This is a genomic window from Streptomyces sp. Q6 (assembly GCF_036967205.1).
Lineage (GTDB): Bacteria > Actinomycetota > Actinomycetes > Streptomycetales > Streptomycetaceae > Streptomyces > Streptomyces citrinus.
The window spans coordinates 154,262-167,028 of sequence record NZ_CP146022.1; the positions used below are offsets into that span (position 1 = coordinate 154,262).

The 12,767-nt window shown below is 72.1% G+C and carries 12 protein-coding genes; 10 read left to right on the forward strand and 2 right to left on the reverse strand.

The genetic code is table 11. The annotated features are described in order from the left end of the window. Positions 1–14 precede the first annotated feature (14 nt). The 3 genes from V2W30_RS00810 to V2W30_RS00820 all read left to right on the forward strand — a co-directional run bounded on the left by V2W30_RS00810 (position 15) and on the right by V2W30_RS00820 (position 3,605). Positions 15–878, forward strand: coding sequence for a hypothetical protein (locus V2W30_RS00810; protein ID WP_338692743.1), 864 nt, complete (start codon positions 15–17; stop codon positions 876–878). A gap of 191 nt (positions 879–1,069) precedes the next feature. Beyond that, the gene (locus tag V2W30_RS00815; RefSeq protein ID WP_338692744.1) at positions 1,070–2,494 is read left to right on the forward strand and encodes a pyridoxal phosphate-dependent decarboxylase family protein; all 1,425 of its coding nucleotides are present in this window, start codon (positions 1,070–1,072) and stop codon (positions 2,492–2,494) included. A gap of 376 nt (positions 2,495–2,870) precedes the next feature. Next, on the forward strand, positions 2,871–3,605 hold the full coding sequence (locus V2W30_RS00820) for a D-Ala-D-Ala carboxypeptidase family metallohydrolase (protein WP_338692746.1): 735 nt from the start codon (positions 2,871–2,873) through the stop codon (positions 3,603–3,605). 410 nt (positions 3,606–4,015) lie between these two features. On the opposite strand, the gene V2W30_RS00825 is transcribed toward V2W30_RS00820, so the two are convergent. Continuing rightward, positions 4,016–5,017 (reverse strand): Gfo/Idh/MocA family protein, encoded by a 1,002-nt coding sequence (locus V2W30_RS00825; RefSeq protein ID WP_338692747.1) that lies wholly within the window; start codon positions 5,015–5,017, stop codon positions 4,016–4,018. A gap of 126 nt (positions 5,018–5,143) precedes the next feature. Between V2W30_RS00825 and V2W30_RS00830 the strand changes: the two genes are divergently transcribed. Further along, entirely contained in the window at positions 5,144–5,887 is a 744-nt protein-coding gene (locus tag V2W30_RS00830) for a GntR family transcriptional regulator (protein ID WP_338692748.1), read from the forward strand. A gap of 32 nt (positions 5,888–5,919) precedes the next feature. Here V2W30_RS00830 and V2W30_RS00835 read toward each other — a convergent pair whose 3' ends face one another. After that, the gene (locus V2W30_RS00835; RefSeq protein WP_338692749.1) at positions 5,920–6,471 is read right to left on the reverse strand and encodes a hypothetical protein; all 552 of its coding nucleotides are present in this window, start codon (positions 6,469–6,471) and stop codon (positions 5,920–5,922) included. A gap of 59 nt (positions 6,472–6,530) precedes the next feature. Here V2W30_RS00835 and V2W30_RS00840 point away from each other — a divergent pair, with 59 nt between their 5' ends. The 6 genes from V2W30_RS00840 to iolD all read left to right on the forward strand — a co-directional run bounded on the left by V2W30_RS00840 (position 6,531) and on the right by iolD (position 12,764). Then, the gene (locus V2W30_RS00840; protein WP_338703426.1) at positions 6,531–6,947 is read left to right on the forward strand and encodes an MgtC/SapB family protein; all 417 of its coding nucleotides are present in this window, start codon (positions 6,531–6,533) and stop codon (positions 6,945–6,947) included. Positions 6,948–7,166: 219 nt separating this feature from the next. Continuing rightward, complete coding sequence (locus V2W30_RS00845) at positions 7,167–8,054, forward strand: TIM barrel protein (protein WP_338692750.1); 888 nt, start codon at positions 7,167–7,169, stop codon at positions 8,052–8,054. Between the two features lie 3 nt (positions 8,055–8,057). Next, complete coding sequence (iolC, locus tag V2W30_RS00850; protein ID WP_338692752.1) at positions 8,058–9,032, forward strand: 5-dehydro-2-deoxygluconokinase; 975 nt, start codon at positions 8,058–8,060, stop codon at positions 9,030–9,032. Beyond that, entirely contained in the window at positions 9,029–9,910 is an 882-nt protein-coding gene (locus tag V2W30_RS00855) for a Cgl0159 family (beta/alpha)8-fold protein (RefSeq protein WP_338692754.1), read from the forward strand. The genes iolC and V2W30_RS00855 overlap by 4 nt, the downstream gene beginning before the upstream one ends. Continuing rightward, positions 9,907–10,824 (forward strand): 5-deoxy-glucuronate isomerase, encoded by a 918-nt coding sequence (iolB, locus tag V2W30_RS00860; protein WP_338692756.1) that lies wholly within the window; start codon positions 9,907–9,909, stop codon positions 10,822–10,824. Before V2W30_RS00855 ends, iolB begins: the two co-directional genes overlap by 4 nt. Further along, on the forward strand, positions 10,821–12,764 hold the full coding sequence (iolD, locus tag V2W30_RS00865) for a 3D-(3,5/4)-trihydroxycyclohexane-1,2-dione acylhydrolase (decyclizing) (protein WP_338692758.1): 1,944 nt from the start codon (positions 10,821–10,823) through the stop codon (positions 12,762–12,764). The genes iolB and iolD overlap by 4 nt, the downstream gene beginning before the upstream one ends. Positions 12,765–12,767: the final 3 nt, after the last annotated feature.

Genomic DNA, 12,767 nt, shown 5'->3' on the forward strand with positions numbered 1-12,767 from the left:
CTACCATCACGCACATGTCGTTCACCTCACCCATACCCGTTCTCCACAACTCCCGTGGAGCCACGCTCCGTTACGAGGACGGGGCGCTCGTCCTGCGGCTCCCCGACGAGGAGGTACGGATCCCGCTCCCGGCCGTCGCACGGATCCACGCCGAGGGACGCACGGTCGCCGTCGAACTCACCGCACGCACGGGGGCTGCACCCGGGGTGCACACGTTGGACGACGTGAGCGAGGCGGCCGCGGCGCTCTTCGCCGACGCGGTCACCGCGGCCCTGCCCGAGCGCACGGCCGGGGCCGAGCCGGTCGACGGCTCGGCGCTGGTCGTCGTGCGACCCCTGACCGAGACGCCGGACGAACAACGAAGACGCAGAAGCCGTCGCAGGACGCGGATCGGGATGGCCTCGGCCGGGTCCGTCTTCTTCGCCCTGGCGCTCGCCGTCGGCATCCACGGCCAGTGGATCGTCGCGCTCCTGACCCTGCTCGTCGGGCCGGTCGGAGCGGCAAGCCTGGCCTACGCGTGGATCGGCGTGGAGGACCTGTACCTCCAGTGGTACCTGCCGCGCAACGGCATCACGGTCCAGGCCCGGCTGGTCGGACACTCGCGCATCATGGGCGGCGGATTCGGCACGTACGTCTACACGGACCTGCACGGGGAGAGCCGGACCCTGCACCACCGCGGCGGCGGTGCGACCGTCGAGGCCGCCTACCACCCGGACAAGCCGCACATCGTGCGGGTCCCGGAGTCACGCGGCCAGAAGACCGGCTCTGTTGCCGTGACCGTGTTCCTCGTCCTCTTCGGCCTCGTCGTCGAGGCCGGAACCGCCTACCTGCTCTACGAGGCCTTCGTGAACGGTTACCCGGGCTACGGCCCGTCCTGACCACGGCCGGTCACCGCCTCCGGGAGAGTTGCGCCGGTACACGTGACGGCCGGTCAGGCGGATCGTTACGATCACGGCTCCTGCTTCGCTGACCAGGGGCCTTGTATCGACGAAAGGCTCCGCGCACCACCATGACCCACCGTCCGCACGCCCCTGCTCCGTCTCCGTTCGGCGCACCCTGCGCGCCCCCGATGCCGCCGGCGGTCCACTCGAAGGTGCTGCGGGACGAACTCGTAGCGGCGGCCGAGTGGGCCGCCCAGTACCTGAGTGAACTGCCGCAGCGGCCGGTGGGTCGTCCGCTGCCCTCGCACGTACGGTCCTCGTTGCGCGAGGGACGGCTTCAGCTACGGGGCGGAGAGCTCGGCGGGGTGCTGGACTTCGTGCGCGACGAGATCGCGCCGTACCCGACCGGGAACGGGCACCCCGCGTTCTTCGCCTGGGTCAACTCACCGCCCGCACCGGCCGGGATTGTCGCCGAACTGCTGGCCTGCGCCATCAACGCGACCTGCGGAATGGGCGAGAACGCCCTGATGGATCTCGAACGGGGCACCGTACGCATGCTTGCCGACCTGGCGGGTCTGCCCGACGGTACGGGCGGAGTGTTGACCAGCGGCGGCTCCATGGCCAACCTGCTCGCCCTGGCCACGGCCCGCACCTGGTTCCTCACCCGACGAGGCTCGGGCGACGGCCCCGCCTTCGACCGCGATCACGCTCGCCTCACCCTCTACCCCAGCGCCCAGGCGCACATGTCCGTCGCCAAGGCGGCCGCCTGCATCGGCCTGCCCGCCCACCGGCTTCGCCCCGTCGCCACCGACGCGCACGACCGACTGGACCCCGCCGCGTTGCGCGCCGCGGTCACCGCCGACCAGGACGCGGGCCTGCTGCCCTTTTGCGCCGTCACCACGTTGGGAACCACCGCCACTGGTGCCGTCGACCCGCTGGAACCGGTCACGGAACTGTGCCGGAGCGTGGGAATGTGGCACCACGCCGACGGGGCCTGGGGCGGACTCGGCGCCGGCGTGCCGGCCCTGGCACCCCGCTACGCGGGAGTCGACGGTGTCGACTCCCTGACCGTGGACCCGCACAAGACCCTGAGCGTGCCGGTGGGTTGTGGGGCGTTGCTCGTACCGGATCCCGAGCACCTGCACACCGCCTTCGCCCACCAGGCTTCCTACCTGAGCGCCGGTGAACCGGATGCTTTGCCGTGGCTGTCCCATGCCACGATCGAGCTGACCCGCCCCGGCACCCGCGCCCTCGGACTGTGGGCCACCCTGCACCACCTGGGCCGCGACGGGGTCACCCGTCTGATCGAGCACTACCTGACCCTCGCCGACCAGTTGCGCGAGCGGATCACCGCCGAACCCCGGTTGCACATGGTGGCCGGCGGCCCGTGGCCCGTCGTCTGCTTCCGGCTCACCGACCCGGACGGGGGCGATGCGGACGCCCTGCACACTCGCGTCGCCCGCCGAGTCCAGGACGCCGGCCACGCCTACCTCGCCACCGTCGCCGTCCACGGTCGCATCGTCCTGCGCGCCGCTCTGTGCAACTACCGCACCACCGCCGACGACCTCGACCTGCTGATCCGCGAAGTCCTCCACGCCGCCGACGCCGAGTAGTGCGTCCCCGCGACGCGCGGCCTGCCAGGCATGCGGGAACGCCTGAGGCTCCCGACGGGCGTTCGGCGGCGTCATGAGGACCCGGTGCCGGAACCGGTGGGCGGCGGGTCCTGGCCTGGTGTGCAGCCGGGCCAGGGCCTCATCGAGCAGCGGCGCGGTGTGCAGGTCGAGCTTCCCGCCCACACGCGGCAGGACCGAGGCCCCCGCGTCGAGCGACGACTGCAAGATCAGCGGCGGCACGTACTGCTCCGCCTACGACAAGGTCTGCGTCGAGGACGCCCCCAGCTCGACAGCGCTTCCTGGGAGGCCCTATTGACGCGCGTAGCGCTGGTCCGACACTGTCGGTGTCCCATTCCTTTCCCTGCCAGGAGGCATCGTGCTCAGACGTCATGTACGCGCCTTGCTCACGCTTGTCATGCTCGCATCATTAACGACGCTCGGGGCGGCGGTGACCACCGGAACCGCCCATGCCGACACCTGTTACACCTGGAACCGGACCCTTAGCCAGGGCGCCAGCGGCGAGGACGTACGCCAGTTGCAGATCCGGGTCGCCGGATACCCGGGGTACGGCGGAGTGCTCGCCATCGACGGGGAGTTCGGTGCGGGCACCAAGGCCGCGGTCACCCGCTTCCAGCAGGCGTACGGGCTGTCCGCCGACGGCATCGCGGGCTCTCAGACCTTCAGCAAGATCTACGCGCTTCAGGACGGCGACTGCACACCGATCCACTTCACGTACGGCGAGATGAACCGCTGCAACTCCGACTGGTCCGGCGGCGCCGTGTCCGCCGCAGCGGCGAAGGCCAACGCCCTGCAACAGATGTGGAAGCTGGAGGCACTGCGGCACGCCCTCGGCGACCGGGCTCTCACCACCAGCAGCGGCTTCCGCTCCTACTCCTGCAACAACGCGGTCGGCGGGGCCTCCAACAGCAACCACCTCTACGGCCGCGGGATCGACCTCGTGGGCACCCCGTCGTTCTGTGAGATCGTCAAGCAGGCCCGCAACCACGGCTTCAACGAGATCCTCGGTCCGGGCTATCCCGGCCACAGCGACCACGCGCACCTCGGCAGCCAGAGCTCGCGCTACTGGTCGGCCTCGTCCTGCGGCATCTGAGCCCGCACCCGTACCGGACGCGCTGCCGACCGCCGCGCCAACCAAGTGGGGGCCTGTGCGGCGGTGATGGGTTCCACGTCAGCCCGGCAGCGACGCGACCGCCGAGACTCTCCACTCGGCGCCGCCTGGCGGCCGCCGCCGCGCCGGTAGACCGGGTATGTCACAACCGTCGGTACTGTCGTGGAGCATTCCCGTCACCCGCATCGAGGTTCTCTCCTCGCCGGCCTGCGCGGAGCTTGTTCCGCGCAGGCCGGCGAGGCATCGATGCTCGGGTCCCCGCGATGCTCGGATCCCCGCGATCCCGTCCGTCGCGTCGGCCGAGGACCGCGTAAGGACTGCCGCCAGGTGGGATCCGCTGTCAGGTGCCGTTCCGCTGCCACCGGCGGAACAGGATCGGACGGCGCGTCATGTCACGTCGCGCGCGGACCGGGCACCGGGACCGGCCTCCCCTCCCGCCGCGACACGGTGGCCGCTTCCGCGATCGCGAGGGCCGCGCGGGCGTCCTCGCCGGTGCAGGGGCTCGGCCGGAGTCCGGCCACGACCTCGGTGAACGCGGTGAGTTCGGCCCGGTAGGCGTCCCGGAAGCGTTCCATGAAGCCCGGGTGCGGTGTGCCGGCGGGCCACTTCGCTCCGTCCGCTGAGGCCAGCGGGGTCTGGTCGGTCAGGCCCGCGACGAGTGAGCCCTTGGAGCCGCAGACTTCGAGGCGGACGTCGTACCCGGCTCCGTTGTAGCGGGTCGCGGTGCACGTGGCCAGCGTGCCGTCGTCCAGCGTGAGGACGCTGACAGCGGTGTCGACATCACCGGCGGCGCCGAAGAACTCCTCCCCGCGGTTGGCTCCGGTCGCGTAGACCGAGACGATCTCGCGACCCGTCACCCAGCGGGCGCTGTCGTAGTCGTGCACCGAGCAGTCCCGGAAGATTCCCCCGGAGCCCGGGAGGTAGCCGGCCGGCGGCGGCGTCGGGTCGGCCGTGCACGCACGCAGAGTGTGCGTCCACCCGAGGCGTCCGGACGCGACGGCCTCGCGCAACTCCCGGTACCCGGCGTCGAAGCGCCGCTGAAAACCTATGTGCAGCGGCGCCCCCGAACCGGCGAGGGCGGCGAGGACCGCGTCCGTCTCCCGCAGCGTGCCGGCGACCGGCTTCTCGCAGAAGGTCGGCAGTCCGGCCCGCTGCGCCGCGACGATCAGCTCCGCGTGAGCGAACGTGGGCGCGGCGATGACGACCCCGTCGAGTCCCGCGCCGAACAGTGCGTCGAGGTCGCCCGCGACCTCTCCCCCGACGCGGTCGGCGACGGCGCGGGCGGAGCGTTCCTCGGCGTCGTGCACCACGATGTGGTCGACCGCCGGGAGCGCCGCGAGGGTCGCGGCGTGGACCGCGCCGATGCGTCCTGTGCCGATGAGTCCGATACGCATGGGCAACACCTTCCGTAGAGATCCTCGATTTGTTATTACATAAAGACGTACGGACGCAAGGACGTACAGAGCTTAGTGGGAATGCGGCATACTGTCCGTGTTCGCAGCAGCGCCCAGGAGGGTCACGTGGAGTCGTTCACGAAACTGATCACGATCGATCGGGCCAGTCCGGTCCCGCTGTACTTCCAGTTCGCCCAGCAGTTGCAGCAGCTCATCGAGACCGGTGTGCTGCCGCCCGGCACCCGGCTGACCAACGAGATCTCCCTGGCCGACCAGTTCGGGCTCTCCCGCCCGACGATGCGCCAGGCCATGCAGCACCTCGTCGACAAGGGACTCCTCGCCCGCAAGCGCGGGGTGGGCACCCAGGTCGTCACCAACCGCATCCGGCGCCAGGTCGAGTTCTCCAGCCTGTACGACGACCTGGAGCGCGACGACCGGCATCCGCGGACGAAGGTCCTGTCGGTCGGCACCTGTCCCGCCGACACCGCGACGGCCGCGGCGCTGCGGGTCGACGAGGGAACCGACGTGCTGTCCATCGAGCGGCTCCGGTTCGCCGACCATCAGCCCATCGCGCTCCTGCGCAACCATCTGCCGCTCGGCCTGGTCGACTTGAGCGCCGACGCCCTGGCCGAGGCGGGCCTGTACCAGTTGCTGCGCCAGTCCGGTGTGGACCTGCACACGGCGGAGCAGACGATCGGTGCCCGCCGGGCGACGGCGGCCGAGGCGAAGCTCCTCGACGAGACGCGCGGCGCCACGCTGCTGACCATGACCCGGACCGCGTACGACGACACGGGGAAGCCGATCGAGTACGGGGCGCACGTCTACCGGGCGTCGCGCTACTCCTTCGAGATGTCGATCGCGGCCCGCTGACCCCGTACATCGCCTGATCAGTACCCGCGCCATCAGTAGCCCCGCTTCAGCAGCGCGTCGGAGAGGTCGGCCGCGGCCGCGTTCAGCCTCAGCCCGATCACGTCGAGCCGGCGCAGCAGTTCGCGTCGGCGCAGCATCGTGGAGCTCAACTCCTCGCGGAACAGGGCGGCGACGGCCTCCTGGTACTCCCGGCGCACCCGCCCCGCCGCCTTACGGGCCGCCATCGCGTGCCGCTGCACCCGGCGCGGATCGTCGACCAGGTGCGAGGCCGCCTCCCGCAGAGCCGTGAGTCCTTCGCGCACGGCGTCGAGCGCGGGCAGGTCGGCCGGGTCGCCGGGCATGCCCAGGAGGTCGGTCTCCCGCACCAGGTCACGCAGGTTGTCCAGGACGTCGTCGACCGAGCGGGAGAACCGGTAGAGGTCCTCACGGTCGATCGGGGTGGTGGGCGTGACCGCAGTGACGCACCCGACTCGCGGGCCACCGACCGGTGCGTGGGCCACGCCGCCCCGGCACTTCACCGTCTGTCCGCGCGGCAGGCCGGTGAGCTGGCCGTCGCGGCCGGTGCCGGGGGCCGGCGGTGACACACGTACGCCCCTGGGACGACCCAGGCGGTCGCGGGCCGCGGTGCACGCGCCGCGACGCGGTGCGGGGTCTGACGACCGCGGCGAGCGTGTGGCTCGCGGCGTCCATCGGCGCGGCGGCGGGCGCCGGGCTGCTGGTGCTGGCCGGCGCCGCGACGGCCGCGTATCTGGTGGTCGCGTTCCTCTTTCCTGTGCTCGCGCGGCGGTTGCCCCGGTCGCCGACGGATTCGTTGCTGCTGCGGGTGAGTTATCGCGACGGGCGCGGGCTGCTGCGCGAGATCGTCCAGGAGTGCACCGGCGCGGGTTTCCACGTGTCCGGGCTGCGCTCGGCCGAAACGCTGCCGGAGGGGGCCTCCACGCCGCAGGTCGGTGTGATGCTGGTGCTGTCGGGGAAGGGCGTGCAGGACGAACTCGTGCCCCGTCTCTCGGACCGGGACGGCATCACGGAGGTGACCCTGCTGGAGGACGAAAGGGATTGAGCGGTGCCGCCCGGGCGGACACGTGACGACAAGAGACACGCGTGAGTCAATATGTAAGGACAATAGGTTGACAGGCAATCATGACGGAAGGCAGGCTCACGTCATGCGAGCGGGACACCACCGGCCCGACGCGCCACACGATCCGGAGAAGGGGTTCGGAATGCCGATCAGGTTGGCCCACACCGTCCGCGCCGTCCACGCCACCGAGGGAGGAAGCCGGTGACCACACCCCTCGCACAGCGCATCGCCGGAGCGCCGATCTCCTGGGGGGTCTGCGAGGTTCCGGGCTGGGGACACCAGCTCGCCCCGGATCTGGTGCTGCGTCAGATGCGTGACGTCGGCCTGAGCGCCACGGAGTTCGGGCCCGAGGGATTCCTCCCCGACGCGCCCGCCGACAAGGCCGCCACCCTCGCCTCGTACGGTCTCAAGGCCGTCGGCCAGTTCGTCCCGGCCGTCCTGCACGACCCGGGCCACGACCCGCTCCCCCAGGTCGAGGTGGCCATCGCCGGGCTCATCGCGGCGGACGCCGGCACGGTCGTCATCGCCGCCGCCACCGGGATCGACGGATACGACGAGCGCCCCGCGCTGGACACCGAGGGCTGGAAGTCGCTCCTGGCCAACCTCGACCGGATCTCGGCCGTCGCCGCCGACGCCGGGCTCGTCGCGACCCTCCACCCGCACGTCGGAACGATGATCGAGTCCGGCGAGGAGACCCGCCGGGTGCTCGACGGCTCCGGCGTCGGCCTGTGCCTCGACACCGGGCACCTGCTCATCGGCGGCGGGGACCCCGTCGCCCTCGCGGCCGAACACCCCGAGCGCATCGCCCACGTCCACCTCAAGGACGTACGCCTGGACCTGTGCGAGCGGGTGCGGGCCGGGCGGACGACGTACACCGAAGCGGTCGCCGACGGGATGTACGTGCCGCTCGGCGCCGGGGACATCGACATCGCCGCGATCGTCCGCATCCTCGAAGGCGCCGGGTACGACGGCTGGTACGTCCTGGAACAGGACACCATCCTCTCGTCCGACCCGGCCGCCGGTGCCGGCCCCGTGGAGGACGTGCGTGTCTCCGTGGCCCATCTCCTGTCTCTCGCGGGGAAGGGCTGAGTCATGGCCCACGACCTCGTCACCATCGGACGGACCGGCGTCGATATCTACCCGCTCGACCACGGCGTCGGCCTCGAACAGGTGCATACGTTCGAGAAGTTCCTCGGCGGGAGCGCGACGAACGTCGCCGTCGCGGCCGCCCGCCACGGGCGCCGTACCGCGCTCATCTCCCGGGTCGGGCAGGACCCCTTCGGGCGCTACGTGCGGCAGGAGGCCGCACGGCTCGGAGTGGACCCCGCGCACATCACGCCGCTCACCGCGCCGGGCGGACCGCCGACGCCGGTGACCTTCTGCGAGGTGTTCCCGCCCGACGACTTCCCGCTCTACTTCTACCGGCACGGCGGGGCGCCCGACCTCATGATCGAGCCCGCCGAGCTGCCGCTCGACGACATCCGGGACGCCGCGGTCTTCTGGGCGACGGTGACCGGCCTGTCGGCCGAACCGAGCCGCTCCGCGCACTTCGCCGCCTGGCAGGCCCGCGAGCGCCGACCCCACACCGTCCTCGACCTGGACTACCGGCCCATGTTCTGGGACGGCCCCGAGGAGGCCGGGCGGCAGGTGGAGCGCGCGCTCGGCCATGTCACCGTCGCCGTCGGAAACCGCGAGGAGTGCGAAGTCGCCGTCGGCGAGACGGAGCCCGGACGGGCGGCCGACGCGCTGCTGGAACGCGGCCTCGAACTCGCCGTCGTCAAGCAAGGACCCAAGGGCGTCCTCGCCGCCACCCGGGACGAGCGGGTGGAGGTCCCGCCGTTCCCGGTCGAGGTCGTCAACGGACTCGGGGCCGGCGACGCGTTCGGCGGCGCCCTCGTCCACGGGCTGCTCAGCGGCTGGGACCTGCGCCGGACGATCGAGTTCGCCAATGTCGCGGGCGCCCTCGTCGCGGCCCGGCTCGCCTGCTCCACCGCCATGCCGACCACGTCCGAGGTGGAGGCGGCCCTCGCCTCCCCGCCGCCGGTCCAGACCGTGGGAACCACATGATCGACGCCGCACGACTCACCGAGATCCGGGCCCGCGAGCCCGAGCTCATCGGGCGCGCCTGGCACAAGCGCGCCCGCCGCCCCGTACACCGCGACGACGGCCGCCTACTGATCGTCGCCGCCGACCACCCGGCCCGCGGCGCCCTGGCCGTCCGCGACGACAACGCGGCCATGGCCAGCCGCACCGGCCTCCTCGACCGCCTGGCGACCGCCTTGTCCCGTCCCGGCGTCGACGGCGTGCTCGGCACTCCGGACCTGCTCGACGACCTCGCCCTCATGGGTGCGCTCGACGACCGGATCGTCATCGGGTCGATGAACCGCGGCGGACTGCACGGCTCCGTCTTCGAACTCGACGACCGGTTCACCGCCTACACCGCCGAGGCCATCGCCGCCCAGGGCCTCGACGGCGGCAAGACGCTGACCCGGATCTGCCTCGACGACCCCGGCAGCCTGCGCACTCTCGCATCGACGGCCGCGGCGGTCACCAGCCTCGCCGAGCACAGCCTGATGGCCATGATCGAGCCGTTCCTGACCGTCCGTCACGAGGGCCGCGTCCGCAATCTCCTCGATCCCGACAGCGTCATCAAGTCGATCCACATCGCGAGCGGACTCGGCGCCACCAGCGCCTACACCTGGCTCAAGCTGCCCGTCGTCGACGAACTCGCACGCGTCCTGGACGCCACCACGATGCCGACGCTGCTGCTCGGCGGCGACCCGCCGGGCGACCCCCACGACACGTACGCCTCCTGGGACGCGGCCATGGCGCTTCCCGCGGTGCGCGGCCTGGTGGTCGGGCGCACTCTCCTCTACCCGCCGGGCGACGACGTCGCCGCGGCCGTGGACATCGCGGCCGACCTCGTCCATGGGAGCAGCCGATGAACGACAACGCACGATGGGTACGGCCTCTCGGCAGCGCCACCGACGCCGGCTGGGAGGTCGCCGTCGCCGCCTCCCCGCCGGACTGGCGGTACACGAGTCTGCGCGTCGCGGTCCTGGACCCCGGTGACACCCGGTCGCTGGAGGTGGCGGGCTGGGAGCACGTCGTCGTGCCGCTCTCCGGTGGCGTACGGGTCGCGGCCGTGGCGCCCGACGGGAAGACGCACGAGGCCCGACTGGCCGGGCGGGACGGTGTGTTCAGCGGGCCGACCGACACGGCGTACGTGCCCGCCGGCTGGCGTCTGACGTTGCGTGCGGAGACCGGACCGGCGCGTGTCGCGGTCGCGGGGGCGCTGGTCGCGCCGGACGGGGGCGGGCATGTGTTCCGGCACGTGGCCGCCGCCGACGTGCCGGTGGAGTCGCGCGGCGCCGGGATCTGTTCGCGCCAGGTGCGCAACTTCGGCACGCCCGACGTGCTCGACGCCGCTTCGCTCATCGCGTGCGAGGTCATCACCCCGGCCGGCAACTGGAGTTCATGGCCGCCGCACAAGCACGACGTCGAACGGCCGGGCGAGGAGACCGCCCTGGAGGAGATCTACTACTTCGAGACGCAGCCGACGGACACGCGCGGCAGCGACCCCGTCGGCTATCAGCGCGTCTACGCCTCGGACCGTGACCGCCCGATCGACGTACTCGCCGAAGTACGCACCGGAGACGTGGTGCTGGTGCCGCACGGCTGGCACGGTCCCGCCATGGCCGCACCCAACGCCGACCTCTACTACCTCAACGTGATGGCCGGCCCTGGGCCCGAGCGCGCCTGGCTGATCTGCGACGACCCGGCGCACGCGTGGGTCCGCGACACCTGGCCCGACCTGCCCTTCGACGCACGACTGGACACACCCGGAGGTGTCGGATGAGCACGCCGCGGAGCGCGACGACGGTACGACTGACCGTGGCGCAGGCCACCGTGAGGTTCCTCGCCGCCCAGCACACCGAGCGCGACGGGCAGTCGCGGCCGCTGTTCGCGGGCGTCCTCGGCATCTTCGGCCACGGGAACGTGGCGGGCCTCGGGCAGGCCCTGTTCCAGCAGGAGGGGGAGGAGGGCGCTCTCCCCTACGTGCTGGCCCGCAACGAACAGGCCATGGTGCACACGGCGGTCGCCTACGCGCGCCACCAGGACCGGTTGGAGACCTGGGCCTGCACCGCCTCCATCGGCCCCGGCTCCACGAACATGCTGACCGGCGCGGCGCTCGCGACGATCAACCGGATCCCGGTGCTGCTGCTGCCCGCGGACACCTTCGCCACCCGCCCCAGCGCCCCCGTCCTCCAGGAGCTGGAGCAGCCCGGCGCCGCGGACATCACCGTCAACGACGCCTTCCGGCCGCTGTCCCGGTTCTTTGACCGGGTCATGCGCCCCGAGCAGTTGCCGTCCGCGCTGCTGGGCGCCATGCGGGTGCTCACCGACCCGGCCGAGACCGGGGCCGTCACGATCGCGCTGCCGCAGGACGTGCAGGCCGAGGCGTACGACTGGCCCGTCGAGCTGTTCGCCTCACGGACCTGGCACATCGCGCGACCGCCGGCGGAGGCGGCCCGGATCACCGCCGCGGCCGAGGTGCTGCGCGCGGCGCGGCGCCCGCTGATCGTGGCGGGCGGCGGTGTGCACTATTCCGGCGCGGAGGCGGCCCTGTCCGCGTTCGCGGAGGCCACCGGCATCCCGGTCGGCGAGACACAGGCCGGCAAGGGCGCGCTGCCGCACGGGCATCCGCAGGCGATGGGCGGCGTCGGATCGACCGGTACGACCGCGGCCAACGCCCTCGCCCGGGACGCCGACGTGATCGTCGGCATCGGGACGCGCTGGAGCGACTTCACCACCGCGTCCCGCACCGCCTTCCAGCAGGCGGGAGTCCGCTTCGTCAACATCAACATCGCCGGGTTCGACGCGGGCAAGCACGCGGGCCTCTCGGTCGTGGCCGACGCCCGTGAGGCGCTGACCGCGCTGACCGCCGCGCTCGACGGCCACCGCGTACCGGCGGCGTACGAGCGGCGGCAGGCCGAGCTGTGGCAGCGATGGGACCGGCAGGTGGAGGCCGCGTACCGGCCGCCGGCGTCGGTCACGGACGGCCTGGCCGACGGCGTCCTCACCCAGGGCACCGTGCTCGGCTGCGTCAACGAGCTCGCCGATCCCCGTGACGTCGTCCTGTGCGCGGCCGGGTCCATGCCCGGCGACCTGCACAAGCTGTGGCGCGTACGCGACCGCAAGGCGTACCACGTCGAGTACGGGTACTCCTGCATGGGCTACGAGATCCCGGCCGCGCTGGGTGTCCGGTTCGCCGACGACACGCGGGACGTGTTCGCCATGGTCGGCGACGGCGGGTACCTGATGATGCCGACCGAGCTGGCCACGGCGGTCCAGGAGCGCGTCAAGGTCATCGTGGTGCTGGTCCAGAACCACGGCTTCCACTCGATCGGTTCGCTGTCGGAGTCGGTCGGCTCCCAGCGCTTCGGCACCCGCTACCGGTACCGCTCCGCCGACGGTCGTCTCGACGGGCCGCGGCTGCCCACCGACCTGGCCGCCAACGCCCGCAGTCTGGGGGCGCACGTCATCGAGGTGCGCTCGCGCGGCGCGCTGGAGAAGGCCATCGCCGAGGCCAAGGCGTGGCCGGACGACGGCGGCCCCGTCGTGATCCACGTGGAGACCGACCCCTCGATCTCCGCACCGGACAGCGACAGTTGGTGGGACGTGCCCGTGAGCGAGGTCTCCGCGCTCGACTCGACACGGGCCGCCCGCACGGTCTACGCCGCGCAGAAGCAGGCCCAACTCCCGCTCCTCGCACCGTCGGAGACCGGGCCCGCCTGAGGT

Bases quoted from the DNA above. Each gene is read 5' to 3' on its own strand.
- iolB (WP_338692756.1), top strand. From the start codon at position 9,907: ATGAACGACAACGCACGATGGGTACGGCCTCTCGGCAGCGCCACCGAC.
- V2W30_RS00810 (WP_338692743.1), top strand. From the start codon at position 15: ATGTCGTTCACCTCACCCATACCCGTTCTCCACAACTCCCGTGGAGCC.
- iolD (WP_338692758.1), top strand. From the start codon at position 10,821: ATGAGCACGCCGCGGAGCGCGACGACGGTACGACTGACCGTGGCGCAG.
- V2W30_RS00855 (WP_338692754.1), top strand. From the start codon at position 9,029: ATGATCGACGCCGCACGACTCACCGAGATCCGGGCCCGCGAGCCCGAG.
- V2W30_RS00815 (WP_338692744.1), top strand. From the start codon at position 1,070: ATGCCGCCGGCGGTCCACTCGAAGGTGCTGCGGGACGAACTCGTAGCG.
- iolC (WP_338692752.1), top strand. From the start codon at position 8,058: ATGGCCCACGACCTCGTCACCATCGGACGGACCGGCGTCGATATCTAC.
- V2W30_RS00825 (WP_338692747.1), bottom strand. From the start codon at position 5,017: ATGCGTATCGGACTCATCGGCACAGGACGCATCGGCGCGGTCCACGCC.